Raw genomic sequence first — 25901 nt, 5'->3', positions numbered from 1 at the left:
TGCATTGTTCTTTGAGCGCCACGGTGGTGGTGAACGGGCCTTGCTCGTTCACTTGGAAGGTCAGAACCCTGAGGCGCGCGAAGACCCGCAGGAGTTTCAGGAGCTGGCACTGTCGGCCGGGGCGGACATCGTCCACCTGGCCACGGTTGCGCGGCACCAGCCCACAGCGAAGTTCCTGATCGGCAGCGGCAAGGTCGAGGAGCTGCGCGACCTGGTCAAGGCCGAAGAAGCCGACCTGGTCATCTTCAATCACACCCTCACGCCCAGTCAGGAACGCAACCTCGAGCGCGTCTTCGAGTGTCGCGTGCTCGACCGTACCGGCCTGATTCTCGACATTTTCGCCCAGCGCGCACGTACCCACGAAGGCAAGCTGCAGGTCGAACTGGCCCAGCTCGAGCATATGAGCACGCGCCTGGTGCGCGGCTGGACTCACCTGGAGCGGCAGAAAGGCGGTATCGGCCTGCGCGGTCCGGGTGAAACCCAGTTGGAAACCGACCGCCGCCTGCTGCGGGTACGCCTGCGGCAGATCAAGGCGCGCCTGGAAAAGGTCCGCAGCCAGCGCGAGCAAGCCCGGCGCGGGCGTCGTCGTGCGGATATTCCGTCGGTGTCGCTGGTGGGCTACACCAACGCCGGCAAGTCCACGCTGTTCAACGCCCTGACACGCTCCGACGTGTACGCCGCCGACCAGCTATTCGCCACCCTCGACCCCACCTTGCGCCGGCTGGAGCTGGATGACCTGGGGCCGATCGTGCTGGCCGACACCGTGGGCTTCATCCGGCATTTGCCGCACAAGCTGGTCGAGGCGTTTCGCGCCACGCTCGAGGAATCGAGCAACTCCGACCTGCTGCTGCACGTGATCGATGCTCACGAGCCCGAGCGCATGGAACAGATCGAGCAGGTACTGGCCGTTCTGGGCGAGATAGGTGCCGAAGGCTTGCCCATCCTCGAGGTCTATAACAAACTCGACCTGCTCGAAGACGTCGAGCCGCAGATCCAGCGCAATGCCGACGGCAAGCCAGAGCGGGTCTGGGTCTCGGCGCGCGACGGGCGTGGCCTTGAGCTCGTCGGGCAGGCGATAGCCGAATTGCTGGGCAATGATCTGTTCGTCGGCACCCTGCGATTGGAGCAGCGATTGGCGCGCCTGCGTGCGCAGTTCTTCGAGTTGGGGGCCGTACAGAGCGAGGAGCACGACGACGAAGGCAGCAGCCTGCTGAGCGTGCGTTTGCCGCGGGTGGAACTTAACCGTATGGTCAGCCGCGAAGGCCTCGAGCCTGACGCGTTCATCGCGCAACACACTTTGCAATAAATGCCCGTCGAGGTCGCCGGGCAGCCGTGACAGGCATTCTGTAGCATTGGACGGCGCGCCGTGGGCGCGTCTTTGCTTTATCAGATGGAGAGCGCTATGGCTTGGAACGAGCCGGGTGGCAACTCGAACAATCAGGATCCCTGGGGCGGCCGCCGCGGTGGCGGCGGTGGTGGCGACAAGAAGGGGCCACCGGATCTCGACGAGGCCTTCCGCAAGCTGCAGGACAGCCTCAACGGCATGTTCGGCGGCAAGAAGAAACGCGGTGGCGGTGGTGGTGACCGCAACGTCGGCAAAGGCGGCGGCTTCGGCCTGCTGGGCATTGGCCTGGCGGTGCTGGCGGCTATCTGGCTGTACAGCGCCGTCTACGTGGTCGACGAGCAGGAGCAGGCCGTGGTGCTGCGCTTCGGCAAGTACTACGAGACCGTGGGCCCAGGCCTGAATATCTATTTCCCGCCTATCGACCGCAAGTACATGGAAAACGTCACGCGTGAGCGGGCGTACACCAAGCAGGGCCAGATGCTCACCGAAGACGAGAACATCGTCGAGGTGCCGCTGACTGTGCAGTACAAGATCAGCAATCTGCAGGACTTCGTGCTCAACGTCGACCAGCCTGAAGTCAGCCTGCAGCACGCCACCGACAGCGCCCTGCGCCACGTGGTGGGCTCCACCTCGATGGACCAGGTGCTGACCGAAGGCCGTGAACAGATGGCCGTGGATATCCGCGAGCGCCTGCAGCGTTTCCTCGACACCTACCGCACCGGTATCACCGTCACCCAGGTCAACGTGCAGAGCGCGGCAGCCCCGCGTGAAGTGCAGGAAGCCTTCGACGACGTGATCCGTGCGCGCGAAGACGAGCAGCGTTCGCGCAACCAGGCCGAGTCCTATGCCAATGGCGTGGTGCCGGAAGCCCGTGGTCAAGCGCAGCGCATCATCGAGGATGCCAACGGCTACCGCGACGAAGTGATCGCCCGCGCCAAGGGTGAGGCCGACCGCTTCACCAAGCTGGTCGCCGAGTACCGCAAGGCGCCTGACGTCACCCGTCAGCGTCTGTACCTGGAGACCATGCAGGAAGTCTACAGCAACACCAGCAAGGTGCTGGTGACCGCCAAGGACGGGCAGAACAACCTGCTCTACCTGCCACTGGACAAGATGGTCGAAGGCAGCCGCAACAACGCAGCGTCGTCCAGCAGCGGGTCGCCGTCGGTCAACGACGCCGCCGCTCGCTCGACCCCCGACCTGCAACAGCAACAACAGCCGCTGCGCACTAGGGAGAGCCGCTGATGAGCAATAAATCGCTGTTCGCCCTCATCGCAGCCGTGGTGCTGGCGATCGTCGCCTGGAACTGCTTCTACATCGTCTCGCAGACCGAGCGGGCGGTATTGCTGCAGTTCGGTCGCGTGGTCCAGGCCGATGTTCAGCCGGGTCTGCACGTGAAGGTGCCGTACGTCAACCAGGTGCGCAAGTTCGACGCCCGTCTGATGACCCTGGACGCTCCCACCCAGCGCTTCCTCACGCTGGAGAAGAAAGCGGTCATGGTCGACGCCTATGCCAAGTGGCGAGTGAAAGATGCCGAGCGCTTCTACACCGCGACCTCGGGCATGAAGCAGATCGCCGACGAGCGCCTGTCGCGTCGTCTGGAAAGTGGCCTGCGCGACCAGTTCGGCAAGCGCACCCTGCATGAAGTGGTCTCCGGTGAACGTGACGCGCTGATGGCTGACATCACCGCTTCGCTGAACCGCATGGCCAACAAGGAGCTGGGTATCGAGGTGGTGGACGTTCGCGTCAAGGCCATCGACCTGCCCAAGGAAGTCAACCGCAGCGTATTCGATCGCATGAGCACCGAGCGTGAGCGCGAAGCCCGCGAACACCGCGCCAAAGGTAACGAGCTGGCCGAAGGTATTCGCGCCGATGCCGACCGTCAGCGCCGCGTGTTGCTGGCCGAAGCTTATCGCGAAGCGGAAGAGACCCGTGGTGATGGTGACGCTCAGTCGGCCTCCATCTACGCCAAGGCCTACGGCCAGGACGCTGATTTCTACGCGTTCTACCGCAGTCTGCAGGCCTACCGCGAGAGCTTCTCCAGCAAGAGCGACGTGCTGGTCCTGGATCCGAAGAACGAGTTCTTCCGTTTCCTCGACAAGAGCAAGCCGTAAGCGCAAGACGCCCCGCCGGGCAGCTAAAACGTCCGGTGGGGTGCATCCCGAAGAAAAAGGGGTGTATGATGAGTCAGCCGGGAAATTCCCGGCTTTTTTGCGTCTGCAAGGTTGATTGGCCCCAGGCTTTTCGACGACTTGGTCAGCTCGCAGGTATTTCGAGGGTGTTGGCACGGCGGCGGCGCTGGGATCGGTGCTGCCTGCTGTTGTGCGCCAACGCCTGCTTTACAGGCGGCTAACCCGCAGGGCAGCCGCCCGGACCAGAGGGGAAATGGCGTAATGGCAACGGTAGACCGCTGGCTGCTGCCAGATGGCATCGAGGAAGTACTGCCACCTGAAGCGGCGCGCATCGAAATCGCGCGTCGCCAGGTGTTGGACCTGTTCCAGAGTTGGGGCTACGAACTGGTCGTCACCCCGCATATCGAGTACCTGGAATCGCTGCTCACCGGCGCAGGCCAGGACCTGGACCAGCGTACCTTCAAGGTGGTCGATCCGCAGTCCGGCCGCTTGATGGGCTTCCGTGCCGACTTCACCCCCCAGGTGGCACGCATCGATGCCCACACCCTGCGCCGCGAAGGCCCGAGTCGTCTGTGCTATGCCGGCAGCGTGCTGCACGCCGAGCCGCGGGCGCTGTCCACCTCGCGCAGCCCCATCCAACTGGGCGCCGAGCTGTATGGCGATGCCAGCCCGACCAGCGATGTCGAGGTGATCAGCCTGATGCTGAGCACCCTGCAGCTCACCGATGTGGCTGACGTGCACATGGACCTGGGCCACGTCGGTATCTACCGCGGCCTGGCGCGCGCCGCCGGCCTCTGCGGCGCGGTCGAACAGCAGTTGTTCGATGCGTTGCAGCGCAAGGCCGTGGACGAAGTCCACGCCCTGACTGCGGAGTTGCCGAAGGACCTGGGCAACATGCTGCGCGCCCTGGTGGAGCTGTGCGGTGGCCGCGAGGTGCTGGCCGAAGCCCGCGTGCGCCTGGGCCGTGCGCCTGCCAGTGTGCTGGCGGCGCTGGACGATCTGCTGGCCATCGCCGATCGCCTGGCTGCACGCTATCCGCAACTGCCGCTGTACTTCGACCTGGGCGAGTTGCGCGGCTACAACTATCACACGGGCGTGGTGTTCGCCGTCTTCGTCCCCGGTGTCGGTCAATCGATCGCCCAGGGCGGGCGCTATGACGACATCGGCGCCGACTTCGGCCGGGCGCGCCCGGCTACCGGTTTCTCCACGGATTTGAAGACCCTGGTCACACTGGGGCGAGCGGAGGTCGCATTGCCGTGCGGTGGCATCTGGATGCCTGACAACGGCGACGCGGCCCTCTGGCAGCAGGTCTGCCAGTTGCGCAACGAGGGCCAGCGTGTGGTTCAGGCGCTGCCTGGGCAGCCGCTGAGTGCTGCCTTCGAAGCGGATTGTGATCGGCAATTGATTCAGCAGGACGGGCGCTGGCAGGTTCTGCCGCTGACCCATTGAGATTCTTCGCCGGCAATGGGCCGGCAACCAAGATTGCGTGAATGAGGACAAGTGTTATGGGTAAGAATGTCGTCGTCCTGGGCACCCAGTGGGGTGATGAGGGCAAAGGCAAGATCGTCGATCTGCTGACCGAACATGCTGCCGCCGTCGTGCGTTACCAAGGTGGCCACAACGCGGGCCACACCTTGGTGATCAACGGTGAGAAGACCGTTCTGCACCTGATTCCCTCGGGCATCCTGCGCGAAGGCGTGCAGTGCCTGATCGGCAATGGCGTGGTGGTCGCGCCCGATGCGTTGATGCGCGAAATCACCAAGCTGGAAGAAAAAGGCGTGCCGGTGCGCGAGCGTCTGCGCATCAGCCCGGCGGCGCCGCTGATCCTGTCCTACCACGTGGCACTGGACCAGGCCCGTGAGAAGGCCCGTGGCGAAGCCAAGATCGGCACCACCGGTCGCGGTATCGGCCCGGCCTACGAAGACAAGGTCGCGCGCCGTGGCCTGCGCGTCGGTGACCTGTTCCACCGCGAGCGCTTCGCCGCCAAGCTTGGCGAGTTGCTGGACTACCACAACTTCCAATTGGTCAATTACTACAAAGAGCCGGCCATCGACTTCCAGCAGACTCTGGACGACTGCATGGCTTACGCCGAACAGCTCAAGCCGATGATGCTCGACGTCACCGCCGAGCTGCATAATCTGCGCCGCGCCGGCAAGGACATCATGTTCGAAGGCGCCCAGGGTTCGCTGCTGGACATCGACCACGGCACCTATCCGTACGTCACCAGCTCGAACACCACCGCAGGCGGTATTTCCACCGGCTCCGGCGTCGGCCCGATGTACCTGGATTACATCCTGGGTATCACCAAGGCCTACACCACCCGCGTCGGTTCCGGTCCATTCCCGACCGAGCTGTTCGACGAGACCGGCGCCACCTTGGCCAAGCGTGGCCATGAGTTCGGCTCCACCACCGGTCGCGCCCGTCGTTGCGGCTGGTTCGACGCCGTGATCCTGCGCCGCGCCATCGACGTCAACAGCATCTCGGGCATCTGCCTGACCAAGCTCGACGTGCTCGATGGCCTGGAAACCATCAACATCTGCGTCGGCTACAAGAACGAGCACGGTGCCGTCATCGACGCGCCGTCCGATGCCGACAGCTACATCGGCCTGGAGCCGGTGTACGAAGAGATGCCAGGCTGGAGCGAATCGACCCTAGGCGTGAAAGCCCTGGAGGAGCTGCCGCAGGCTGCGCGCAACTACATCAAGCGCATCGAAGAGCTGGTCGGCGCGCCGATCGACATCATCTCCACCGGCCCGGACCGCAACGAAACCATCGTGTTGCGTCACCCGTTCGCCTGATCGACCGCCAGGTCGATTCGACGCCGTAGTCCTGCAAAGGGCTGCGGCGTTTTTGTTTGTGTCGATGACAGGCCGTCGCATTGCTCGACCTTGGCGTATATCCCCGCTGCGCCAGGCACAACCCTTGCTGTAAGAAGCGTCTGTAGCTGCCATCAAAGTAATGGCGCCAGAAACACGGGGGTTCAAACGTGTCTGCCATCCTCTCTCTGTTACGAAGCCGCCTCCTGCGGCCTGTGTTTGTTGCACTCGGTATCGCCCTGCTGGTGCAGGTGCTGGTGGCCGTGGTGCTGACTCGAAGCACCATCTCTGCACTCGAAGCGGATCTGGGCGAGCGCCTGGGCAGTGACAGCCGCAAGCTGGCCGACGAACTGGGCCAGGCGGGCCAGGATGTACGCGGAGGGCTCGACAGCCTTTCTGCCAGCACCCGTCAGCGCTTGAGCGCTGGTCTATCCAGTCGATTGCAGAGCGAACAGCAGCAATTGCGCACTACTTTGGAGCAAAGTCTCAAGGACTCGGCCAACGACATGGCCGAACTGCTGGCCTCGGTGGCACCCAGGGCGATCTGGGATAACGACGTGCCGACGCTCTCCGACTTCGCTCGACGCGCCCAGCGCAATCCCAACGTGTTGTTCGTCATCTACGACAACGCCGAGGGCGAGCACCTGACGCGCTATCTGAATCGGCAGAACCCGATCAACCAGGCGCTCATGGACAAAGGCCAGGGCGAGCGGGCGTTGGACAAGGTGCTGGATGCGGCGCGCCACGATCCTTCGGTGTACTTCGTCGAGGCGCCCATCAGCCCCAACGGCGCCACCATCGGCAAGGTCCTGATGGGGGTATCCACCATGGCCGTGGACCAGACGCTCAGCGCGCTCGACCAGCGCTTTACCGCCCTGATCAGCAGCAGCGAGCAACTGGTCGGCGAAAGCCTGGGCGCGGCTGCCGCCGACAGTGGCAAGGCCCTGCAGGCGCGCCTGGAAACGGCGCAACACAGTGCTACCGCGATGCAGGCCAATACCGCACAGACCGTGCGCGAAGCGGCTGGGGAGCTGCGTTGGCGCATCGGCCTGGGCCTGGCGCTGGTTGGGCTGGGCGTGCTGTTGCTGGTGGCGGTGGTGCTGGGTCGGCGCGTGGTGAGCAAGTTGCGTCTGCTGATCGCCGCCTTGGACGACCTGGCGGCTGGCGAGGGCGATCTGACCAAGCGGGTGGCGCTCGACAGCCGCGATGAAATTGGCGACATGGCCTCAGCGGTCAACCGCTTCGTCGACAAGTTGCAACCCATCGTGCGGGAGGCCGGCGAGGTGGCGCAGCGAACCGGCGTCGAGATCGGCAGCATGGCGCAGCGCACGGCTGGTGCGGATGCGGCGGCGGCGTTGCAGCGTGACGAAGTGGCGGCCAGTCTGCGCGACTTGTCGAGCATGGCCGACGAAGCCCAGGCCGAGAGTCATGCCATGCAGGCGGCCTTGCAGCAGGTGGTGGACATCCGCCAGGCCACCGACGAGAACAGTCGGGCCTCCACTCAACTGGCTAAATTGATCGAGAAGTTGGCCGGCGAAGTGGACAGCGGGGCTCAGGTCATCGAGCGGCTGGCCAAGCAGAGCGAGCAGATCGAGGTGGTGCTGACGGTGATCCACGGTATCGCCGAGCAGACCAACCTGCTGGCGCTCAACGCGGCGATCGAAGCGGCCCGTGCGGGTGAGACGGGGCGTGGCTTCGCGGTGGTCGCCGATGAAGTGCGGGCACTGGCCAGCAAGACGCAGAGCTCTACCGGTGATATCCAGGCGCATATCGTCGCGCTGCAGCAGGGCGCCAAGGAGGCCGTCGCGACCATCGGCCAGGCCGGGCGCCAGGCCAGCGAGGGGCTGTTGGTGCTGCGTGACAACGAACGCCGGCAGCAGTCGGTGCAGGCGGCGGTCGAGCAGGTGCATGCGGCCATCGGTGTGGCCACGCGCGCGGCCGAACAGCAGGCCAACGGTGCTCAGGCGGTGCGGGGCCGGGTAGAGAACATCCATGCCCAGGCCGAGCGGTCGGCCGAGGTGGTCATGCAGACCACCGCCAGCAGCAAGGTGCTCGACGACCTGGCGACGCAGTTGCGTGCAAGCCTTGGCCAGTTCAGGGCGTAAGGTTCACGCCCTGTTCAGGTACATCCGCGTGGTCAGCAGATACACCGGCAATCCTGAAACCACAATCAGCAGGGCGGCGTAGGGCGCTGCCGCTGCGAACTCGACATTGGCGGTGTGAGCCCAGACCTCCGTGGCCAGGGTGGTCATGCCGGTCGGGCTGAGCAGCAGGGTGGCGGTCAGTTCCTTCATGGCGTCGAGGAACACCAGGGCAAAGGCGGCGGCCAAGGCTGGGAAGATGATCGGCAGTGTCACCCGGCAGAAGGCGGCGAGGCTGCTGGCGCCCAGGGTGCGGGCGGCTTCTTCGAGCGTCGGCGAGGCCTTGTTCAGCGCGGTGCGCACCGGTGCCTGGGCCAGTGGCAGGAACAGCAGGGCATAGGCCAGGACCAGCAGCGCGGTGGTCTGGTACAGCGCCGGCACATAGTGCAGGGCGAAGAACACCAGGGTCAGGGCGATCACCAAACCGGGCAGGGCATGCAGCAGGTAGGGCAAGCGTTCGGCCCAGATCGCCAGGCGCCCTTTGTAGCGCACCACCAGGAAGCTCACCGGCAGCGCCAGCGCCACGCAGAAACCGGCACCACCGAGCGAAACCGACAGGGAGGTGAGCAGCGCCTTGCCGATCGCCGCGACCGGGAAGGCTGCAGACGAGCCGACGCTCAGCCAGTAACCGAGCATGGCCAGCGGGATGCCGCTGCCGAGTACGGCCATTCCCAGGCAGAACAGCTGCGCCGGCAGTGTCCAGCCTTTGAGCCGCAACGGTTGTGCACGGCGGGCCACGCCTTGGCCGATGCGTACGTGGCGGGCCTTGCCACGCACGCGCAATTCCAACCAGAGCATCGCCAGGCACAGTGCAAGCAGCACGGCCGAGAGCATCGCCGCATTGGCATTGCTGAACTCCAGCTCGAATTGCTGGTAGATCGCCGTGGTGAAGGTCTGCAGGCCGAGGATCGACAGGGCGCCGAATTCCACCAGCATGTGCAGGGCGATCAACAGACCGCCGCCGAGCATGCTCGGCCACAGCAGCGGCAGGGTGACTTTGAAGAACACGCCGCTGCGGCTACAGCCCAGCGTGCGCGCCGACTCTTCCAGCGAGGTATCGAGGTTGCGCAGGGTGGCCGCCACGGGCAGGAACACCAAGGGGTACTTGGACAGCGCCATGACCAGGACGGCCCCGCCGAGGCCTTCGAAGTCAGAGCTCAGCGACACCCAGGTGAAGCTGCTGACGAACGACGGCACGGCGAACGGCAGGCACAGCACCACGCCCCATAGACGTCGTCCGCGCAAATCGCTGCGTTCGAGCAGCCAGGCCAGCGCCACGCCGACCACCAGGCAGGCGAGGGTGACCCCGGCCATCAGCAGCAGTGTGTTGCGCAGCAGGTCCCAGACGAAAGGGCGCCAGAGCAGGCGCAGGGCTTCATGCCAGCCGGCTTCCCAGGCCTTGATGGCCACATAGGCCAGTGGCAGCAGGCTCGCCGCGACCAGGCACAGAACGGGCAACACCACCCACACGGAGGGGCGCTTGCGGCGCGGCACGAAGCGTACCAGGGCCGACTCGGGCACGGCGGCAGTCATCAGAGCAGGCCGACCTCACGTTCCAGTTCGAGTGCTTCTTCGGCATTGCCCAGATCGGCCGGGCTGATCTTCGGTGGGCGCAGGTCCTCGAATGGCTTCAGGCCACGGTCCGAGACCATGCCCTTGTGCAGGGGGTACTCGGCAGTGGTCTGGGTGATCACGCGCTGGCCCTCTTCGCTGGCCATCCAGTTGAGCAGGGCTTGAGCTTCCTTGGGGTGCTTGCTGGCCTTGACGGCGGCTGCGCCGGAGATGGTCACCAGGTTGCCTGCATCGCCGTCGGCCAGGTAATACAGCTTGGAGTCGAGCTTGCCGCGCTCGCGCTCCAAGGCATACCAGTAGTAGTTGTTCACCAGCACCGCTGCCACTTCGCCTTTCTCGACGGCTTTGAGCGCGACCATGTTGTTGGTGTAGGTCTTGCCGAAGGCCTTCAGGCCCGTCAGCCATTCCTCGGTGGCTTCGCGCCCGTGCATCTTGAGGATGGCCACGGCCTGCTCCTGGAATGCGCCGCTGGTCGGAACGAAGCCGACTTTGCGGTCCCATTCGGGGTTGGCGAAGTCCATCACGGTCTTGGGCAGGTCGTTCTCGTCGATCTTCTTCGGGTTGTACACCACCACGCGGGTACGCGCGGTCACGCCCATCCAGGTCCCGTTACCGGCCACGTATTCCTTGGGCAGCATGTCCAGGGTGTTTTGGTCGATCTTGGCCAGCAGGCCCAGTTCGCCCAGGTTGTTCAGTGGCGGAGATTCTTCGGTGTAGATGATGTCGGCGGGGGAGCGCTCGCCCTCTTCGATGATCTGGCTGGCCAGCTGGTTGCTGCTGCCTTTGCGGATATCGATGTGGATGCCGGTCTTGGCCTCGTAGGCCTTGGCGATGGCTTCGCCGATTTCCTTGTGCTGACCGTTGTACATCGTCAGCGTTACCGGTGCGTCTGCCTGGGCTGCCGGCGCGCCGATCACCAGGCCAAGGACGGCGGCAGTCAGGGTGCGCAGCAGCGGTGTGGGGCGGATCCTCATGCGGGTACTTCCTCGCTTACGGCTACATATTTCGAAACAATGGTAAACGAAATCGTTTCTCATGTGGCTGTGGCGGGGGAAATTCGCTGGGTGCGCGAAGGTGAGGGCGGGCGATGCAAAAAACTCAGGCAAGAAAAAACCCACTAGCAAGCTAGTGGGTTTTTATATGGTGCCCAGGAGAAGACTCGAACTTCCACGACCGTTAAGTCACTGATACCTGAAACCAGCGCGTCTACCAATTCCGCCACCTGGGCAAAGCTTTTGCATCTACAGCGATGAAACTTCAAGCGTCTTGCTGAATGACAGAAAAACCTGCTATCTATCACTCGAAATATTTGGTGCCCAGGAGAAGACTCGAACTTCCACGACCGTTAAGTCACTGATACCTGAAACCAGCGCGTCTACCAATTCCGCCACCTGGGCACACATTCTGTCGAGGTCACATGATGCTTTACATCAGGCTTCATCTCAACTACAACGTCGGCTGACCGTCGTTGTGGTGCGCACTATACGGACGGTCCCTGAGGCTGTAAAGCCCCGGATCGAAAAATTTTTCAAAATCTTCAAGTCGTTGATTCCAGTGACCTATTGCCCTCAGCAGGATATCTGCCGGGGGCTGTCCAAGGCAGACATTTCCGGTTTCAATACGCACATGGCAGAATTCTTATCTATATACCCCAAGGTGAACCCCTTCTGATGGCCGATTGGCAATCCCTCGATCCCGAGGCCGCTCGCGAAGCGGAAAAATACGAAAATCCCATCCCCAGCCGTGAGCTGATCCTTCAGCGCCTCGCCGACCGTGGCGAACCTGCCGCTCGCGAGGAGCTGGCAAACGAATTCGGTCTTTACGAAGAAGACCAGATCGAAGCCCTGCGTCGCCGACTGCGCGCCATGGAGCGCGATGGCCAGCTCATCTATACCCGGCGCGGCACCTATGCCCCGGTAGACAAGCTCGACCTGATCTGCGGCCGCGTCTCCGGCCACCGCGACGGCTTCGGCTTCCTCATTCCCGACGATGGCAGCGAGGACCTGTTCCTCAGCCCGGCGCAAATGCGCCTGGTGTTCGACGGCGACCGTGCACTGGCGCGGGTCAGTGGCGTGGACCGCCGCGGGCGCCGCGAGGGGGCGCTGGTTGAAGTCATCTCCCGCGCCCACGAAAGCGTCGTCGGCCGCTACTTCGAAGAAGGCGGCATCGGTTACGTGACCCCGGACAATCCGAAAATCCAGCAGGAAGTGCTGGTGACCGCCGGCCGTAACGGCGGGGCGAAGATCGGCCAGTTCGTGGAAATCAAGATCACCCACTGGCCCACACCGCGCTTCCAGCCGCAGGGTGACGTGGTGGAAGTGATCGGCAACTACATGGCGCCGGGCATGGAGATCGATGTCGCCCTGCGCAGCTACGACATTCCCCACGTCTGGCCGCAGGACGTGATCAAGGAAGCGCGCAAGTTCCGCTCCGAAGTCGAAGAGAAGGACAAGGAAAAGCGCATCGACCTGCGCCATCTGCCGTTCGTCACCATCGACGGCGAAGACGCCCGCGACTTCGACGATGCCGTGTTCTGCGAGCCGCTGGGCAAGCTGCGCCTGTTCTCCGGAGGCTGGCGCCTGTATGTGGCCATCGCCGACGTCTCGAGTTACGTGCGCCTGGGCTCGGCCCTGGACGTCGAGGCTCAGCAGCGCGGTAACTCGGTGTATTTTCCCGAGCGCGTGGTGCCGATGCTCCCCGAGGAGCTGTCCAACGGCCTGTGCTCGCTGAACCCGCATGTCGATCGCCTGGCCATGGTCTGCGAGATGACCATCAACAAGGCCGGCCAAATGGTCGACTACCAGTTCTACGAAGGCGTCATTCATTCCCATGCGCGCCTGACCTACAACAAGGTCAGCAGCATGCTCGAGCATGCCCGCACCCGTGAAGGCAAGGCCCTGCGCGAGGAGTACAGCGCGGTGCTGCCGGACCTCAAGCACCTCTACGCGTTGTACAAGGTGCTGGTCGACGCCCGTCATACCCGTGGCGCCATCGACTTCGAAACCCAGGAAACCCGGATCATCTTCGGTGAAGACCGCAAGATCGACGAAATTCGTCCGACCGTGCGCAACGACGCCCACAAGCTGATCGAAGAATGCATGCTGGCGGCCAACGTCGCCACCGCCCAGTTCATGCAGAAGCACAACGTGCCGTCGCTGTACCGCGTGCACGACGGCCCGCCGCCGGAGCGTCTGGAAAAACTGCGTGCCTTCCTGGGCGAGCTGGGTCTGTCGCTGCACAAGGGCAAGGAACCGTCGCCCAAGGATTACCAGGCGTTGCTGGCGAGCATCGCCGGTCGTCCGGACTTCCACCTGATCCAGACCGTCATGCTGCGCTCGCTCAGCCAGGCGGTGTACAGCGTCGAGAACAACGGCCACTTCGGCCTGAACTACGAGGCGTACACCCACTTCACCTCGCCGATCCGCCGCTACCCTGATCTGCTCGTGCACCGCGCCATCCGCAGCGTGATCCGCTCGAAGATGGATACCCCGCACGTCAAGCGTGCCGGTGCCATGAGCATTCCCAAGGCGCGCATCTATCCGTACGACGAGACGGCGCTGGAGCAGATGGGCGAACAGTGCTCGATGACCGAGCGGCGCGCCGACGAGGCCACCCGCGACGTGGTCAACTGGCTCAAGTGCGAGTACATGCGCGACCGCGTGGGCGAGACCTTCCCGGGCGTGATCACGGCGGTGACCGGTTTCGGTCTGTTCATCGAGCTGACCGACATCTACGTCGAAGGCCTGGTCCACGTCAGCGCGCTGCCGGGTGACTACTACCACTTCGACGCCGTGCACCATCGGCTGGCCGGTGAGCGTACCGGGCGTAGTTTCCGTCTCGGCGACAGCATCGAAGTGAAGGTCATGCGCGTCGACCTCGAACAGCGCAAGATCGATTTCGAGCTGTCCGAGGCGACGATCAAGGCGCCGGTCGGTCGCAAAGGTCGTGGCGAGTCTGGCGAGCCTGACAAAGCCAAGGCCAATGTCCCGGCCAAGGGCGCGAGCGGTGCCAAGGCCAGTGCGCCTGCTCAGGCCGAGGCCGCACCGGCCAGCGAGGCGCGGATTTCGCCCAAGCCACGCAGCCGCAAGAGCGAAAGTGCCGAGGCCTACTTCCCCAAGGATGCCGTGCAGCGCAACGCCGAAGTGCGCAAGAGTCGTGAAATGAAGAAGGCGCTGATGGGCGACGCCCGCAACCAGGCCTCGCACAAGTCCGAGAAAGGCGACAAGGCATCGGGCAAGACCAAGCATCGCAAGGGGCCGTCGAAGTCCGGCGCGCCACGCAAGGGCAAGAGCAGCAAGTCATGAGTCAGTTGGAAAAGATCTACGGCGTGCACGCGGTGCAGGCCTTGCTGCAGCACCATCCCAAGCGGGTCAAGCAGATCTGGTTGTCCGAAGGACGCAGTGAGCCGCGTCTGCAGGCGCTGTTGGCCCTGGCTGCCGAGAACCGTGTCGCGGTAGGGCAGGCCGAGCGGCGTGAGCTCGATGCCTGGGTTGAAGGCGTGCACCAAGGCGTGGTCGCCGAGGTCAGCCCGAGCCAGGTATGGGGCGAGGCGATGCTCGAAGAATTGCTCGAGCGTAGCGAGACCGCGCCGTTGATCCTGGTGCTCGACGGCGTCACCGACCCGCACAACCTCGGCGCCTGCCTACGCACCGCCGATGCCGCAGGGGCCACCGCCGTGGTGATTCCCAAGGACAAGTCGGCGACCCTCACGGCCGTGGTGCGCAAAGTGGCCTGCGGCGCCGCCGAGGTGATTCCACTGGTGGCGGTCACCAACCTCGCGCGTACCCTGGAGAAGCTCCAGCAGCGGGGGCTATGGGTGGTCGGCACGGCAGGTGAGGCCGAGCAGGAGATCTACCAGCAGGATCTGACCGGCCCGTTGGTGATGATCATGGGCGCCGAGGGCAAGGGCATGCGTCGCCTCACCCGCGAGCACTGCGACTTCCTGGTCAAGCTGCCCATGGCCGGTAGCGTCAGCAGCCTGAACGTCTCGGTGGCCACCGGGGTTTGCCTGTTCGAGGCAGTGCGCCAGCGTCAGGCCAAGCGTTGAATCCATGGGCTGCCCGGCAGCCCGTCGCGACACACGGCCGCGCCACAGGTTTTCGGATACTGTGGGCGCGGCTTTGTACCGCATAAGGGGGGCATCGCGCCCCGGATCTTGAGCGTTCAAGCGGTCTGTTTGCGATTGTTCAAATAATCGCCAATCGCCTTGCTTGTCCGACCGGCCTTCTCTACAATTGCGCCCCTTGCCACGCTGGCAGGTGCGCATGCGCCTCCCCTCAGGGCGAGACACACAGTGTCATTCACTCCTTGTCTGACCAGATTCGCTGGCAGACTACTAACCCGTAAGGAGCATTCATGCGTCATTACGAAATCATCTTCCTGGTTCACCCGGACCAGAGCGAGCAAGTCGGCGGCATGGTCGAGCGTTACACCAAGCTGATCGAAGAAGATGGTGGCAAGATCCACCGCCTGGAAGACTGGGGCCGTCGTCAACTGGCCTACGCAATCAACAATGTTCACAAGGCTCACTACGTGATGCTGAACGTTGAGTGCACCGGCAAGGCCCTGGCCGAGCTGGAAGACAACTTCCGCTACAACGATGCCGTGATCCGTAACCTGGTCATCCGTCGCGACGAAGCCGTTACTGGCCAGTCCGAGATGCTGAAGGCTGAAGAGAACCGCAGCGAGCGCCGTGAGCGTCGCGAGCGTCCTGAGCATGCTGACTCCGCCGACGGCGACGACAGCAATGACAGCGACTCCAGCGATAACGCTGACGAGTAATCCACGGACCTTTAGAGGAGCCTATTAAATGGCACGTTTCTTCCGTCGTCGTAAATTCTGCCGCTTCACTGCTGAAGACGTGAAAGAGATCGACTTCAAAGATCTCAACACCCTGAAAGCTTACGTATCCGAAACCGGCAAGATCGTTCCAAGCCGTATCACTGGTACCAAAGCTCGTTATCAGCGTCAGCTGGCTACCGCTATCAAGCGCGCCCGCTTCCTGGCCCTGCTGCCTTACACCGACAGCCACGGCCGCTGAGACCGGGTCGTCGACAAGCAGTAAGGGATAGGCATGCGAGCGTTGGCTGATTTCATCATGCGCGGTCGCGTGCAGGCCACTGTCGTGGTGGCTGGTTGTGCGGCAATGCCGCTGTTGTTCTGGTTGAGTGCCGCCGCCGGGAGCCTGGTGTTACTGCGGCGTGGTTTCAAGGACGCATCTTCGGTCATCGTGTGGGGCATCTTGCCCGCACTGGCCTGGTGGATCTTCGGCGAGCCGCGCACCTTGATGGTGCTGCTGGGGACGTTGGGGCTGGCCGCGCTGTTGCGCGCCGGGCATTCCTGGAACCGGGTGCTGTTGTCCAGCATCGCCCTGGGCCTGTTGTGCGGTGTCATCCTCGGTTCAGTGTTCCGCGAACCGATCGAAGCTCTGGCGCGAGCGCTTGAAAAAGCCCTGCCGCAGATGCTCGACGGTCTCTACCAGCAGTTGTCGGTGGAGGAGCAGGCACACCTTGGAGCACTCATCGTACCGGTGCTCAATGGCCTGATTGCAGCGTTGCTGCAGGTCGTCAGCGTACTGGCCCTGATGTTGGGGCGGTACTGGCAGGCCGCGTTGTACAACCCTGGAGGGTTCGGCCGCGAATTTCACGCGGTGCGCATACCTCGGGTGCCGGCACTGGTGCTGCTGGCGTGCATGGTGTTCGGGCCGAACTTCGGTTCCGCCGTCGCCCTGCTCACGCCACTGTGCAGTGTGCCGCTCATGTTCGCAGGCATCGCCCTGCTGCATGGGCTGGTGGCCCAGAAACGCCTGGCCAAGTTTTGGCTGGTGGGGTTGTACGTGACGCTGGTGCTGTTCATGCAGCTGACCTATCCGTTGCTCGTGGTCCTGGCCATTGTCGACAGCCTGATTGATTTTCGCGGTCGCCACTCCCCGAAGGGGAATGATTCCGCGAACGGTGAAGGTTAAAAGTTAAGAGGTTTTACCAAATGGAACTGATCCTGCTGGAAAAAGTCGCCAACCTGGGCAACCTGGGCGACAAAGTAAATGTCAAGGCTGGCTACGGCCGCAACTTCCTGCTGCCATTCGGCAAGGCTACCGCTGCGACCGCCGCCAACCTGGCTGCATTCGAAGAGCGTCGTGCCGAGCTGGAAAAAGCCGCTGCCGACAAGAAAGCTTCGGCTGAAAGCCGCGCTGCCCAACTGGCCGAGCTGGAAGTGACCATCACTGCCACCGCTGGCGACGAAGGCAAGCTGTTCGGTTCGATCGGCACCCACGACATCGCTGATGCCCTGACCGCCTCCGGCGTTGAAGTGGCCAAAGCTGAAGTGCGTCTGCCGAATGGCACCATCCGTCAGGTTGGCGAATACGATGTAGCCGTGCACCTGCACAGCGACGTCGAAGCCACCGTACGTGTGGTCGTCGTAGCGGCCTAAGCTGCGCTGATCGGCTGGCCCCTCGCGGGCCAGGCGGTTAACATCGGGCACGGTCCTGTCTGACAGGCCGTGCCCTTTGTCTTTTTAAATTCCTCAGAATTCTTGCGTGGCCATGAACGAGATTACCCATCCCGAACAGCTCGACCTGCAGACTGCTTCCCTGAAGGTGCCGCCGCACTCCATCGAGGCCGAACAGGCCGTGCTCGGTGGTCTGATGCTGGACAACAACGCCTGGGAGCGGGTGCTGGATCAAGTGTCCGATGGCGATTTCTATCGACATGACCATCGCCTGATCTTCCGCGCCGTGCACAAGTTGGCCGATGCCAACCAGCCGTTCGACGTGGTCACCCTGCACGAACAGTTGGACAAGGAAGGCCTGTCCACTCAGGTCGGCGGCCTGGCTTACCTGGCGGAGTTGGCCAAGAACACGCCGTCGGTGGCCAACATCAAGGCCTACGCGGCGATCATCCGCGAGCGTGCCACGCTGCGCCAACTGATCAGCATCAGCACCGACATCGCCGACAACGCCTTCAACCCCCAGGGGCGCAACGCCGAAGAGATCCTCGACGATGCCGAACGGCAAATCTTCCAGATCGCCGAAGCGCGGCCCAAGACCGGTGGTCCGGTCGGCGTCAATGAGCTGTTGACCAAGGCCATCGACCGTATCGACACCCTGTTCAACTCCGACAGCGACATCACCGGTGTATCCACCGGCTTCACCGACCTGGATGAAAAGACCAGCGGCCTGCAGCCGGCCGACCTGGTGATCGTCGCGGGCCGTCCCTCGATGGGCAAGACCACCTTCGCCATGAACCTGGTGGAGAACGCCGTGCTGCGCAGCGACAAGGCGGTGCTGGTGTACTCCCTGGAGATGCCCGGTGAATCGTTGATCATGCGTATGCTTTCCTCGCTCGGTCGCATCGACCAGACCAAGGTGCGCTCCGGCCAACTGGACGACGATGACTGGCCGCGCCTCACCTCGGCGGTCAACCTGCTCAACGACCGCAAGCTGTTCATCGACGACACCGCCGGTATCAGCCCTTCGGAAATGCGTGCGCGCACCCGCCGCCTGGCCCGCGAGCACGGCGAGATCGCGCTGATCATGGTCGACTACCTGCAGCTCATGCAGATCCCGGGCTCGGCCGGCGACAACCGCACCAACGAGATCTCCGAGATCTCCCGCTCGCTCAAGGCCCTGGCCAAGGAATTCAACTGCCCGGTCATCGCCCTGTCGCAGCTCAACCGCTCCCTCGAGCAGCGCCCGAACAAGCGCCCGGTCAACTCCGACTTGCGTGAATCCGGAGCGATCGAGCAGGACGCCGACGTGATCATGTTCGTCTACCGCGACGAGGTGTATCACCCCGAGACCGAGCACAAGGGGGTCGCCGAGATCATCATCGGCAAGCAGCGTAACGGCCCCATCGGCTTCGTGCGCCTGGCCTTCATCGGCAAGTACACCCGCTTCGAGAACCTCGCCCCGGGCATGTACAACTTCGACGACGACGAGTAACCCGCGCCGGCGAGTGGTACTTCCTCATCGCCATGAATCCGACCGCTATCGTCGGATTTGATCAAAATTTGTGCTATATTCCGCGCCCGCGATTTCCCTGCACATTAGAACCGGTCACTGACATGCAAGCAGCCAAACCACTCTACGACTATCCCAAGTACTGGGCCGAATGCTTCGGGCCAGCGCCGTTCCTGCCCATGAGCAGGGAGGAGATGGATCAGCTCGGCTGGGATTCCTGCGACATCATCATCGTGACCGGCGACGCCTACGTCGACCACCCGTCGTTCGGCATGGCCATCATTGGTCGCCTGCTGGAAGCCCAGGGCTTTCGCGTCGGCATCATCGCCCAGCCGAACTGGCAGTCCAAAGACGACTTCATGAAGCTCGGCGAGCCGAACCTGTTCTTCGGTGTCGCGGCCGGCAACATGGATTCGATGATCAACCGCTACACCGCCGACAAGAAGGTGCGCTCCGACGACGCCTACACCCCAGGCGGTCTGGCCGGCAGCCGTCCCGATCGCGCCAGCCTGGTCTACAGCCAGCGCTGCAAGGAGGCCTACAAGCATGTGCCGATCGTGCTCGGTGGCATCGAGGCCTCGCTGCGCCGTATCGCCCACTACGATTACTGGCAGGACAAGGTTCGCCACTCGATCCTGATCGACGCCTGTGCCGACATCCTGCTGTTCGGCAACGCCGAGCGCGCCGTGGTGGAAGTGGCCCAGCGCCTGTCCGGTGGCGAGACCATCGAGTCGATCACCGATGTGCGCGGCACCGCCTTCGTGCGCCGCGACACGCCGGAGGGCTGGTACGAAATCGATTCCACGCGCATCGACCGTCCGGGCCGGGTCGACAAGATCATCAACCCCTACGTCAACACCCAGGACACCCAGGCCTGTGCCATTGAGCAGGCCAAGGGCGAGGTGGAAGATCCGAACGAAGCCAAGGTGGTGCAGATTCTCGACAGCCCGCGGGTGACCCGCGAGAAGTCGGTGATCCGCCTGCCGTCGTTCGAGAAGGTGCGCAACGACCCGGTGCTCTACGCCCACGCCAACCGTGTGCTGCACCTGGAAACCAACCCTGGCAACGCCCGCGCCCTGGTGCAGAAGCATGGCGACGTGGATGTCTGGTTCAACCCGCCGCCCATTCCCATGAGCACTGAGGAAATGGACTACGTGTTCGGCATGCCCTACGCCCGTGTGCCGCATCCGGCCTACGGCAAGGAGCGCATCCCGGCCTACGAGATGATCCGTTTCTCGGTCAACATCATGCGCGGCTGCTTCGGCGGCTGCACCTTCTGCTCGATCACCGAGCACGAAGGCCGCATCATTCAGAACCGCTCCCACGAGTCGATCCTGCACGAGATCGAGGAGATGCGTGACAAGGTGCCGGGCTTCACCGGCGTGGTCTCCGACCTCGGCGGCCCGACCGCCAACATGTACCGCATCGCCTGCAAGAGCCACGACATCGAGAAGCACTGCCGCAAGCCGTCGTGCGTGTTCCCCGGCATCTGCGAGAACCTCAACACCGACCACAGCTCGCTGATTTCGCTGTACCGCAAGGCACGGGCGTTGCCTGGGGTGAAGAAAATTCTGATCGCCTCGGGCCTGCGTTACGACCTGGCGGTGGAGTCGCCTGAGTACGTGAAGGAACTGGTGACCCACCATGTCGGCGGCTACCTGAAGATCGCTCCGGAGCACACCGAGCGCGGTCCGTTGGACAAGATGATGAAGCCGGGCATCGGCACCTATGACCGCTTCAAGCGCATGTTCGAGAAGTTCTCCAAGGAGGCGGGCAAAGAGCAGTACCTGATCCCGTACTTCATCGCAGCCCATCCGGGTACCACCGACGAAGACATGATGAACCTGGCCCTGTGGCTCAAGGGCAACGGCTTCCGTGCCGACCAGGTGCAGGCTTTCTATCCATCGCCTATGGCCTCGGCCACGGCCATGTACCACTCGGGCAAGAACCCGCTGCGCAAAGTGACCTACAAGAGCGAAGGCGTGGAGATCGTCAAGAGCGACGAGCAGCGCCGACTGCACAAGGCGTTTCTGCGTTATCACGATCCCAAGGGCTGGCCGATGTTGCGCGAAGCGCTGACGCGCATGGGCCGCGCCGATCTGATCGGTCCGGGCAAGCATCAGCTGATCCCGCTGCACCAGCCGCAAAGCGACAGTTACCAGAGCGCCCGGCGCAAGAACTCCACGCCTGCCGGCAGTCACAAGGTGGCCAAGGAACAGAAGATCCTGACCCAGCACAGCGGCCTGCCCCCGCGCGCTAGCGATGGCAGCAAGCCGTGGGACAAGCGTGAGAAAGCCAAGGCCGAAGCGTTCGCCCGTAATCAACAGGCGGCCAAGGAGCGCAAGGAAGCGGCCAAAGGCGGCAAGGGCGGCAAAGGCAAGAAGCCGCGTCAGCCGGTGATTCCGCGCTGATCCACCTGCCAAGGGCTGCCTCGCAGCCCTTTTTGATTCCCGTGAAGGCGGCGCATCACTCCGGCCGGGCAAACTCGTAAAGCGCCGCGCCTGTAGCCCCGCATGCATAGGCGGCCAACAGGCCGCGCATGAAATTTCCTAAATTCATCGCACTCGCTCCTAAATGATGGGTTGTCCCATCGTCTATCAAGCAGGCATGATGTGCTCTTAGAAATTTTGTATACAATCCATTGAACAATGCTACTGGCTGGCCTATTGATAGCCCTTGACCCATGTCAGCAAGGGCCTGGTCGGTTTCAGGCAGTCTGGCAATGGATAACCCTCGCCAAGGAGATTCACGATGTTTGCGAAAGCTGTAGCGGTATCCCTGCTGACCCTCGCCAGTGCCTCTGTCTTCGCCGCCGAGTGCTCGGTTACCGTCGATTCCACCGACCAGATGAGCTACAGCACCAAGGAACTCACGGTCGACAAGAGCTGCAAGGAATTCACCGTCAAGCTGACTCACTCCGGCAGCCTGCCGAAGAACGTCATGGGTCACAACCTGGTGATCAGCAAGACGGCCGACATGCAGGCCATCGCCACCGAAGGCATGAGCCAAGGCCTGGACAAGGACTACATCAAGGCCGACAACGCCGCGATCATCGCCCACACCAAGCTGATCGGCGCGCCGGAAAAAGAGACCGAGGTGAAGTTCGACACCTCCAAGCTGGAAGCGGGCGGTGACTACAGCTTCTTCTGCACCTTCCCAGGCCACGTGACCATGATGAAGGGCAAGGTGGTGGTGAAGTAAGCCACGCGCTGTACCGTTGAAATCGTCGGGGCCGCTCTGCGGCCCCGCTGTTTTACGGGGCTGTGCACAACGGCCTGAACCTACTGAATGGCCAGTCGGCTCACGGCAAGCGCCACGGGCAGGCTGGCCGGTCGCGCGCCTCAGGGTGCGTAGGGCTGCTCGCGCTTGTGCTGGGTCTTGCGGTAGGTGGCGACGATGATGTCGAACGCCTCCTGTCGCACCGGCTGGCCCTGCAGGAAGGCATCGATCTCTTGATAGGTGACGCCGTGGGCCGCTTCGTCGGGCTTGCCCGGCTCCAGGTCTTCGAGGTCGGCCGTCGGTACCTTCTCCACCAGCGACTCCGGCGCGCCAAAGTGGCGAGCGATCGCCCGCACCTGGTTTTTCACGAGTCCCGCCAGTGGGGTGAGGTCGCAGGCGCCATCGCCGAACTTGGTGAAGAAGCCCATTACCGCTTCGGCCGCGTGGTCAGTGCCGATCACCAGGCCCGCACGGGCGCCGGCGAGGGTGTATTGGGCGACCATGCGGGTGCGCGCCTTGACGTTGCCGACCACGAAGTCCACCAGGGTGGGCGAGCCGTGCTTCAGTTCTTCCACTTCGGCGGCCAGGGCCTTCACCGCCGGGGCGATATCGACGGTATGCACTTCGTCGGGCTTGATCACCGCAAGGCAAGCCTGGGCGTCGTGCTCGTCATGCTGCACCTGGTAGGGCAGGCGCACGGCAATGAAGGTGTAGGCCTTGTCACCGGTTTCACTGCGCAGCTCGGTGATGGCGCGCTGGGCGAGCAGGGCGGCGGTCAGCGAATCGACGCCGCCGCTGATGCCCAGCACCAGTGTCTTGAGCCGGGCGTTGGCCAGGCAGTCCTTGATGAAGGCCACGCGCCGGGCCACTTCCTGCTCGAGCGCGGCGGCGTCGGCGAAAGGCGGCTGCACCTTGAGCGCCTGGGCAATTTCCTGCTGGACGGCTTGCATGGGTTACTCCTTGCTGGGGACTTTGAATACGTGACGCAGGTAAGCGACGAAATTGTCGTCGCGGCATTGGGTCTTGGCCGCCTCGTCGGAGATCTTCGCCACCGGCGAGCCGTTGCAGTCGGTCATTTTAAGCACGATGCTCATCGGCGCCACGCCCGGTATGTCGCAGGTCAGGTTGGTGCCGATGCCGAAGCTGACGTTGATCCGACCGCGCAGGGCGCGGAAGATGCCCAGGGCGCGGGGCAGGTCCAGGCCGTCGGAGAACACCAGGGTCTTGGTCATCGGATCGATGCCCAGCTTGCTGTAGTGGGCGATGGCTTTTTCCGCCCAGGCCACCGGCTCGCCGGAATCGTGGCGCAGGCCGTCGAAGAGCTTGGCGAAATACAGGTCGAAGTCGCCGAGAAACGCATCCATGGTGATGCAATCGGTCAGGGCGATGCCCAGTAGCCCGCGGTACTCGCGAACCCAGCAGTCCAGCGCGGCGATCTGGCTGTCGATCAGCCGTGGACCGAGCTGCTGGTGGGCCATGATCCATTCATGGGCCATGGTGCCCAGCGGCTTGATGTCCAGCTTCCAGGCCAGATCGACGTTGCTGGTGCCGACGAAGCGCCCTGGGAAGTCGTCGCGCATCATGCGCACCACCTGCTCCTGCACGCGGCTGGAGAAGCGCCGGCGTGTGCCGAAGTCGGCGACCTGCAATTGGCTCAACTCCTCCTCGCTGGCATTGCTACGCAGCCAGTCGAACTTGCGCTGCAACTGCTCGCTCGCCGCACTCAGTGGCATTTGCGGGTGCAGGTGACGGTTGCGCATCTCGCTGATGATCGCCAGCAGCGGCACTTCGAACAGGATCACATGCAGCCAGGGGCCACGCAGGCGCAGGAACAGTTGGTCATGCTCGATGCCCAGGTGCAGGTAGCGCAGGTTGAAGCGGAACAGGCGCAGGAAACGCAGGAAGTCGGGCTTGAGAAAGCTGATGCGTTCCAGGAACTGCATCTGGCCGTCATCGAGGGTCAGGTCGGCCAACTGTTCGATCTGCTGGCGGATTTCGCTCAAGTAAGGCCGCAGGTCCTCGCCGTTGCGGCAGCGGAATTCCCATTCCACGTCGGCGTCCGGGTAGTTGTGCAACACGGCCTGCATCATGGTGAGCTTGTAGAAATCGGTGTCGAGCAGGTTGTGCACGATGCGCTCAGCGAATGCGCTCTCGCTCATTGAATGGCTCCAGGGCGGCGATTGGCGCTCATTGTGCCAGGGTTCGGCGACTGCGCGGGAATGGAAGCAGAGGTTGAGGGTTGGGTCACAGCCTTGAAACGGTGCCTGTCTGTAGCACTCGTGCACCAGCGGTGTGCACTTCGGTGACGTCGCACCGTTACGCGCAGGTTGCAAGTTGATGCCTGTGCTGGTTGCAATGATGGCACCCATGGGTTGCGCCTGGCTGGCGAGGGAGGTGGCGCTTCGCCGGTGCTAGACGGTTGCACGGTCAATAAAGAAACGTCCTACAGGGCGTGGGGCGTTGTCTGAGGCAGCTCCTGTTCCGTCAGATAAAACCGATGGCACGGCCCTTGCTCGGAGCATCGTGTTGATGAAGTTGAAGTGCCAACTAAAAAAACTCTAGGAGCACCACCTCATGTCGCAGACGTTTTACAAGAAAGGTTTCCTGGCACTGGCCGTGGCAACAGCACTGGGTGTTTCTTCGTATGCACAAGCCGACGTGAAGATCGGCGTGGCTGGCCCGATGACCGGGGCCAACGCAGCGTTTGGCGAGCAATACATGAAAGGTGCGCAAGCGGCGGCCGATGTGATCAACAAGGCCGGCGGCATCAATGGCGAGCAGATCGTGCTGGTCAAGGGCGACGATGCGTGCGAGCCGAAGCAGGCGGTGGCCGTGGCCAACCGTCTGGTCGATCAGGACAAGGTAATCGGTGTGGTCGGACATTTCTGCTCCTCCAACACCATCCCTGCCTCCGAGGTGTACGACGAAGCCGGGGTGATCGCCATCACGCCAGGTTCGACCAACCCGCAGGTCACCGAGCGTGGCCTGTCGGCGATGTTCCGCATGTGCGGTCGTGACGACCAGCAGGGCATCGTCGCCGGCAACTACATCGTCGATGTGCTCAAGGGCAAGAAGGTCGCCGTGCTGCACGACAAGGACACCTATGGCCAGGGCCTGGCGGATGCGACCAAGGCGCAACTGGAGAAGCGCGGTGTCAAGCCGGTGCTCTACGAGGGCCTGACCCGTGGCGAGAAAGACTTCAGCGCCGTGGTCACCAAGATTCGCGCGGCCGAGGTCGATGTGGTGTATTTCGGCGGCCTGCACCCGGAGGCCGGCCCTCTGGTACGCCAACTGCGCGAGCAGGGGCTGGATAAAGTGGCATTCATGTCCGACGACGGCATCGTCACCGACGAACTGGTCTCCACCGCCGGCGGCGCCCAGTACACCAAAGGCGTCTACATGACCTTTGGCGCCGACCCGCGCCTGCTGCCCGACAGCAAGGCCGTGGTCGAGGAGTTCCGCAAGGCCGGCACCGAGCCTGAAGGCTACACCCTCTACGCCTATGCTTCGCTGCAGGCACTGGCTGCGGCCTTCAACGGCGCCAAGTCGAACAAAGGCGAAGACGCTGCCAAGTGGCTCAAGGCCAACCCGGTCAAGACCGTCATGGGCGAGAAGAAGTGGGATGCCAAGGGTGACCTGACCGTCTCCGACTACGTGGTCTACCAGTGGGATGCCAACGGCAAGTACCACCAGCTCGAAAAACAACAATAACAACGGCCG

At 63.2% G+C, this 25901-nt stretch carries 20 protein-coding genes and 2 tRNA genes; 16 read left to right on the top strand and 6 right to left on the bottom strand.

What is annotated here, in order from left to right:
• Nucleotides 1–4 precede the first annotated feature (4 nt).
• From hflX to GKC70_RS21265, 6 genes are all read left to right on the top strand, one after another.
• Nucleotides 5–1306 carry a ribosome rescue GTPase HflX gene (gene hflX / locus GKC70_RS21290; protein WP_039582859.1) on the top strand — a complete coding sequence of 434 codons (1302 nt, stop codon included), beginning with the start codon at nucleotides 5–7 and terminating at the stop codon, nucleotides 1304–1306.
• Nucleotides 1307–1402: 96 nt separating this feature from the next.
• On the top strand, nucleotides 1403–2587 hold the full coding sequence (gene hflK / locus GKC70_RS21285; RefSeq protein ID WP_295486833.1) for an FtsH protease activity modulator HflK: 1185 nt from the start codon (nucleotides 1403–1405) through the stop codon (nucleotides 2585–2587).
• On the top strand, nucleotides 2587–3456 hold the full coding sequence (gene hflC / locus GKC70_RS21280) for a protease modulator HflC (RefSeq protein ID WP_039582862.1): 870 nt from the start codon (nucleotides 2587–2589) through the stop codon (nucleotides 3454–3456). Before hflK ends, hflC begins: the two co-directional genes overlap by 1 nt.
• Nucleotides 3457–3735: 279 nt before the next feature.
• Nucleotides 3736–4923, top strand: a complete 1188-nt coding sequence (locus GKC70_RS21275) for an ATP phosphoribosyltransferase regulatory subunit (protein WP_116887461.1) — start codon at nucleotides 3736–3738, stop codon at nucleotides 4921–4923.
• A gap of 56 nt (nucleotides 4924–4979) precedes the next feature.
• Nucleotides 4980–6272 carry an adenylosuccinate synthase gene (locus tag GKC70_RS21270; RefSeq protein WP_039582866.1) on the top strand — a complete coding sequence of 431 codons (1293 nt, stop codon included), beginning with the start codon at nucleotides 4980–4982 and terminating at the stop codon, nucleotides 6270–6272.
• Nucleotides 6273–6460: 188 nt separating this feature from the next.
• Nucleotides 6461–8395, top strand: a complete 1935-nt coding sequence (locus GKC70_RS21265; RefSeq protein ID WP_342649837.1) for a methyl-accepting chemotaxis protein — start codon at nucleotides 6461–6463, stop codon at nucleotides 8393–8395.
• Nucleotides 8396–8398: 3 nt separating this feature from the next.
• Here GKC70_RS21265 and GKC70_RS21260 read toward each other — a convergent pair whose 3' ends face one another.
• The 4 genes from GKC70_RS21260 to GKC70_RS21245 form a co-directional block, all read right to left on the bottom strand.
• A complete protein-coding gene (locus GKC70_RS21260; protein ID WP_342649836.1) occupies nucleotides 8399–9964 on the bottom strand; it encodes an iron ABC transporter permease in 1566 nt (521 codons plus the stop codon).
• A complete protein-coding gene (locus GKC70_RS21255) occupies nucleotides 9964–10977 on the bottom strand; it encodes an extracellular solute-binding protein (protein ID WP_039582870.1) in 1014 nt (337 codons plus the stop codon). Before GKC70_RS21255 ends, GKC70_RS21260 begins: the two co-directional genes overlap by 1 nt.
• Before the next feature lie 167 nt (nucleotides 10978–11144).
• Nucleotides 11145–11231, bottom strand: a tRNA-Leu gene (locus GKC70_RS21250).
• Nucleotides 11232–11313: 82 nt separating this feature from the next.
• Nucleotides 11314–11400 (bottom strand) — tRNA-Leu (locus tag GKC70_RS21245).
• Nucleotides 11401–11673: 273 nt separating this feature from the next.
• Between GKC70_RS21245 and rnr the strand changes: the two genes are divergently transcribed.
• The 9 genes from rnr to azu all read left to right on the top strand — a co-directional run bounded on the left by rnr (nucleotide 11674) and on the right by azu (nucleotide 22163).
• Nucleotides 11674–14307: a ribonuclease R gene (gene rnr / locus GKC70_RS21240; protein ID WP_342649835.1), complete on the top strand. Its 2634-nt coding sequence runs from the start codon at nucleotides 11674–11676 to the stop codon at nucleotides 14305–14307.
• Nucleotides 14304–15050: a 23S rRNA (guanosine(2251)-2'-O)-methyltransferase RlmB gene (gene rlmB / locus GKC70_RS21235; RefSeq protein ID WP_116887465.1), complete on the top strand. Its 747-nt coding sequence runs from the start codon at nucleotides 14304–14306 to the stop codon at nucleotides 15048–15050. Before rnr ends, rlmB begins: the two co-directional genes overlap by 4 nt.
• Nucleotides 15051–15358: 308 nt before the next feature.
• Nucleotides 15359–15784 carry a 30S ribosomal protein S6 gene (rpsF, locus tag GKC70_RS21230; protein ID WP_029612766.1) on the top strand — a complete coding sequence of 142 codons (426 nt, stop codon included), beginning with the start codon at nucleotides 15359–15361 and terminating at the stop codon, nucleotides 15782–15784.
• A 28-nt stretch (nucleotides 15785–15812) separates the two neighbouring features.
• Entirely contained in the window at nucleotides 15813–16043 is a 231-nt protein-coding gene (gene rpsR / locus GKC70_RS21225) for a 30S ribosomal protein S18 (RefSeq protein ID WP_003249563.1), read from the top strand.
• Between the two features lie 33 nt (nucleotides 16044–16076).
• Nucleotides 16077–16967 carry a hypothetical protein gene (locus GKC70_RS21220; protein ID WP_342649834.1) on the top strand — a complete coding sequence of 297 codons (891 nt, stop codon included), beginning with the start codon at nucleotides 16077–16079 and terminating at the stop codon, nucleotides 16965–16967.
• 20 nt (nucleotides 16968–16987) lie between these two features.
• Complete coding sequence (gene rplI / locus GKC70_RS21215; protein WP_029612764.1) at nucleotides 16988–17434, top strand: 50S ribosomal protein L9; 447 nt, start codon at nucleotides 16988–16990, stop codon at nucleotides 17432–17434.
• A gap of 112 nt (nucleotides 17435–17546) precedes the next feature.
• The gene (gene dnaB / locus GKC70_RS21210) at nucleotides 17547–18944 is read left to right on the top strand and encodes a replicative DNA helicase (RefSeq protein WP_342649833.1); all 1398 of its coding nucleotides are present in this window, start codon (nucleotides 17547–17549) and stop codon (nucleotides 18942–18944) included.
• Nucleotides 18945–19066: 122 nt separating this feature from the next.
• Complete coding sequence (locus GKC70_RS21205; protein ID WP_342649832.1) at nucleotides 19067–21373, top strand: YgiQ family radical SAM protein; 2307 nt, start codon at nucleotides 19067–19069, stop codon at nucleotides 21371–21373.
• 340 nt (nucleotides 21374–21713) lie between these two features.
• A complete protein-coding gene (gene azu, locus GKC70_RS21200; protein ID WP_342649831.1) occupies nucleotides 21714–22163 on the top strand; it encodes an azurin in 450 nt (149 codons plus the stop codon).
• Between the two features lie 140 nt (nucleotides 22164–22303).
• Here azu and nadE read toward each other — a convergent pair whose 3' ends face one another.
• Both nadE and pncB read right to left on the bottom strand, forming a co-directional pair.
• A complete protein-coding gene (gene nadE / locus GKC70_RS21195) occupies nucleotides 22304–23131 on the bottom strand; it encodes an ammonia-dependent NAD(+) synthetase (RefSeq protein ID WP_029612756.1) in 828 nt (275 codons plus the stop codon).
• A gap of 3 nt (nucleotides 23132–23134) precedes the next feature.
• Complete coding sequence (pncB, locus tag GKC70_RS21190) at nucleotides 23135–24340, bottom strand: nicotinate phosphoribosyltransferase (protein WP_342649830.1); 1206 nt, start codon at nucleotides 24338–24340, stop codon at nucleotides 23135–23137.
• A gap of 415 nt (nucleotides 24341–24755) precedes the next feature.
• Here pncB and GKC70_RS21185 point away from each other — a divergent pair, with 415 nt between their 5' ends.
• Nucleotides 24756–25892 carry a branched-chain amino acid ABC transporter substrate-binding protein gene (locus tag GKC70_RS21185; protein WP_342649829.1) on the top strand — a complete coding sequence of 379 codons (1137 nt, stop codon included), beginning with the start codon at nucleotides 24756–24758 and terminating at the stop codon, nucleotides 25890–25892.
• The last annotated feature ends 9 nt before the right edge of the window (nucleotides 25893–25901 follow it).

Source organism: Pseudomonas sp. REB1044, assembly GCF_038813925.1.
GTDB classification, from domain to species: Bacteria; Pseudomonadota; Gammaproteobacteria; order Pseudomonadales; family Pseudomonadaceae; genus Aquipseudomonas; species Aquipseudomonas boreofloridensis.
Note: the sequence above shows the minus strand (reverse complement) of the source record. Positions and strands in the feature narration are given on the sequence as shown.

Excerpts from the sequence above, each read along its gene's own strand:
- hflK (WP_295486833.1), top strand. The coding sequence starts at position 1,403 with ATGGCTTGGAACGAGCCGGGTGGCAACTCGAACAATCAGGATCCCTGG.
- hflC (WP_039582862.1), top strand. The coding sequence starts at position 2,587 with ATGAGCAATAAATCGCTGTTCGCCCTCATCGCAGCCGTGGTGCTGGCG.
- GKC70_RS21275 (WP_116887461.1), top strand. The coding sequence starts at position 3,736 with ATGGCAACGGTAGACCGCTGGCTGCTGCCAGATGGCATCGAGGAAGTA.
- GKC70_RS21270 (WP_039582866.1), top strand. The coding sequence starts at position 4,980 with ATGGGTAAGAATGTCGTCGTCCTGGGCACCCAGTGGGGTGATGAGGGC.
- GKC70_RS21260 (WP_342649836.1), bottom strand. The coding sequence starts at position 9,964 with ATGACTGCCGCCGTGCCCGAGTCGGCCCTGGTACGCTTCGTGCCGCGC.
- GKC70_RS21255 (WP_039582870.1), bottom strand. The coding sequence starts at position 10,977 with ATGAGGATCCGCCCCACACCGCTGCTGCGCACCCTGACTGCCGCCGTC.
- rnr (WP_342649835.1), top strand. The coding sequence starts at position 11,674 with ATGGCCGATTGGCAATCCCTCGATCCCGAGGCCGCTCGCGAAGCGGAA.
- rlmB (WP_116887465.1), top strand. The coding sequence starts at position 14,304 with ATGAGTCAGTTGGAAAAGATCTACGGCGTGCACGCGGTGCAGGCCTTG.
- rpsF (WP_029612766.1), top strand. The coding sequence starts at position 15,359 with ATGCGTCATTACGAAATCATCTTCCTGGTTCACCCGGACCAGAGCGAG.
- rpsR (WP_003249563.1), top strand. The coding sequence starts at position 15,813 with ATGGCACGTTTCTTCCGTCGTCGTAAATTCTGCCGCTTCACTGCTGAA.
- GKC70_RS21220 (WP_342649834.1), top strand. The coding sequence starts at position 16,077 with ATGCGAGCGTTGGCTGATTTCATCATGCGCGGTCGCGTGCAGGCCACT.
- rplI (WP_029612764.1), top strand. The coding sequence starts at position 16,988 with ATGGAACTGATCCTGCTGGAAAAAGTCGCCAACCTGGGCAACCTGGGC.
- dnaB (WP_342649833.1), top strand. The coding sequence starts at position 17,547 with ATGAACGAGATTACCCATCCCGAACAGCTCGACCTGCAGACTGCTTCC.
- GKC70_RS21205 (WP_342649832.1), top strand. The coding sequence starts at position 19,067 with ATGCAAGCAGCCAAACCACTCTACGACTATCCCAAGTACTGGGCCGAA.
- azu (WP_342649831.1), top strand. The coding sequence starts at position 21,714 with ATGTTTGCGAAAGCTGTAGCGGTATCCCTGCTGACCCTCGCCAGTGCC.
- nadE (WP_029612756.1), bottom strand. The coding sequence starts at position 23,131 with ATGCAAGCCGTCCAGCAGGAAATTGCCCAGGCGCTCAAGGTGCAGCCG.
- pncB (WP_342649830.1), bottom strand. The coding sequence starts at position 24,340 with ATGAGCGAGAGCGCATTCGCTGAGCGCATCGTGCACAACCTGCTCGAC.
- GKC70_RS21185 (WP_342649829.1), top strand. The coding sequence starts at position 24,756 with ATGTCGCAGACGTTTTACAAGAAAGGTTTCCTGGCACTGGCCGTGGCA.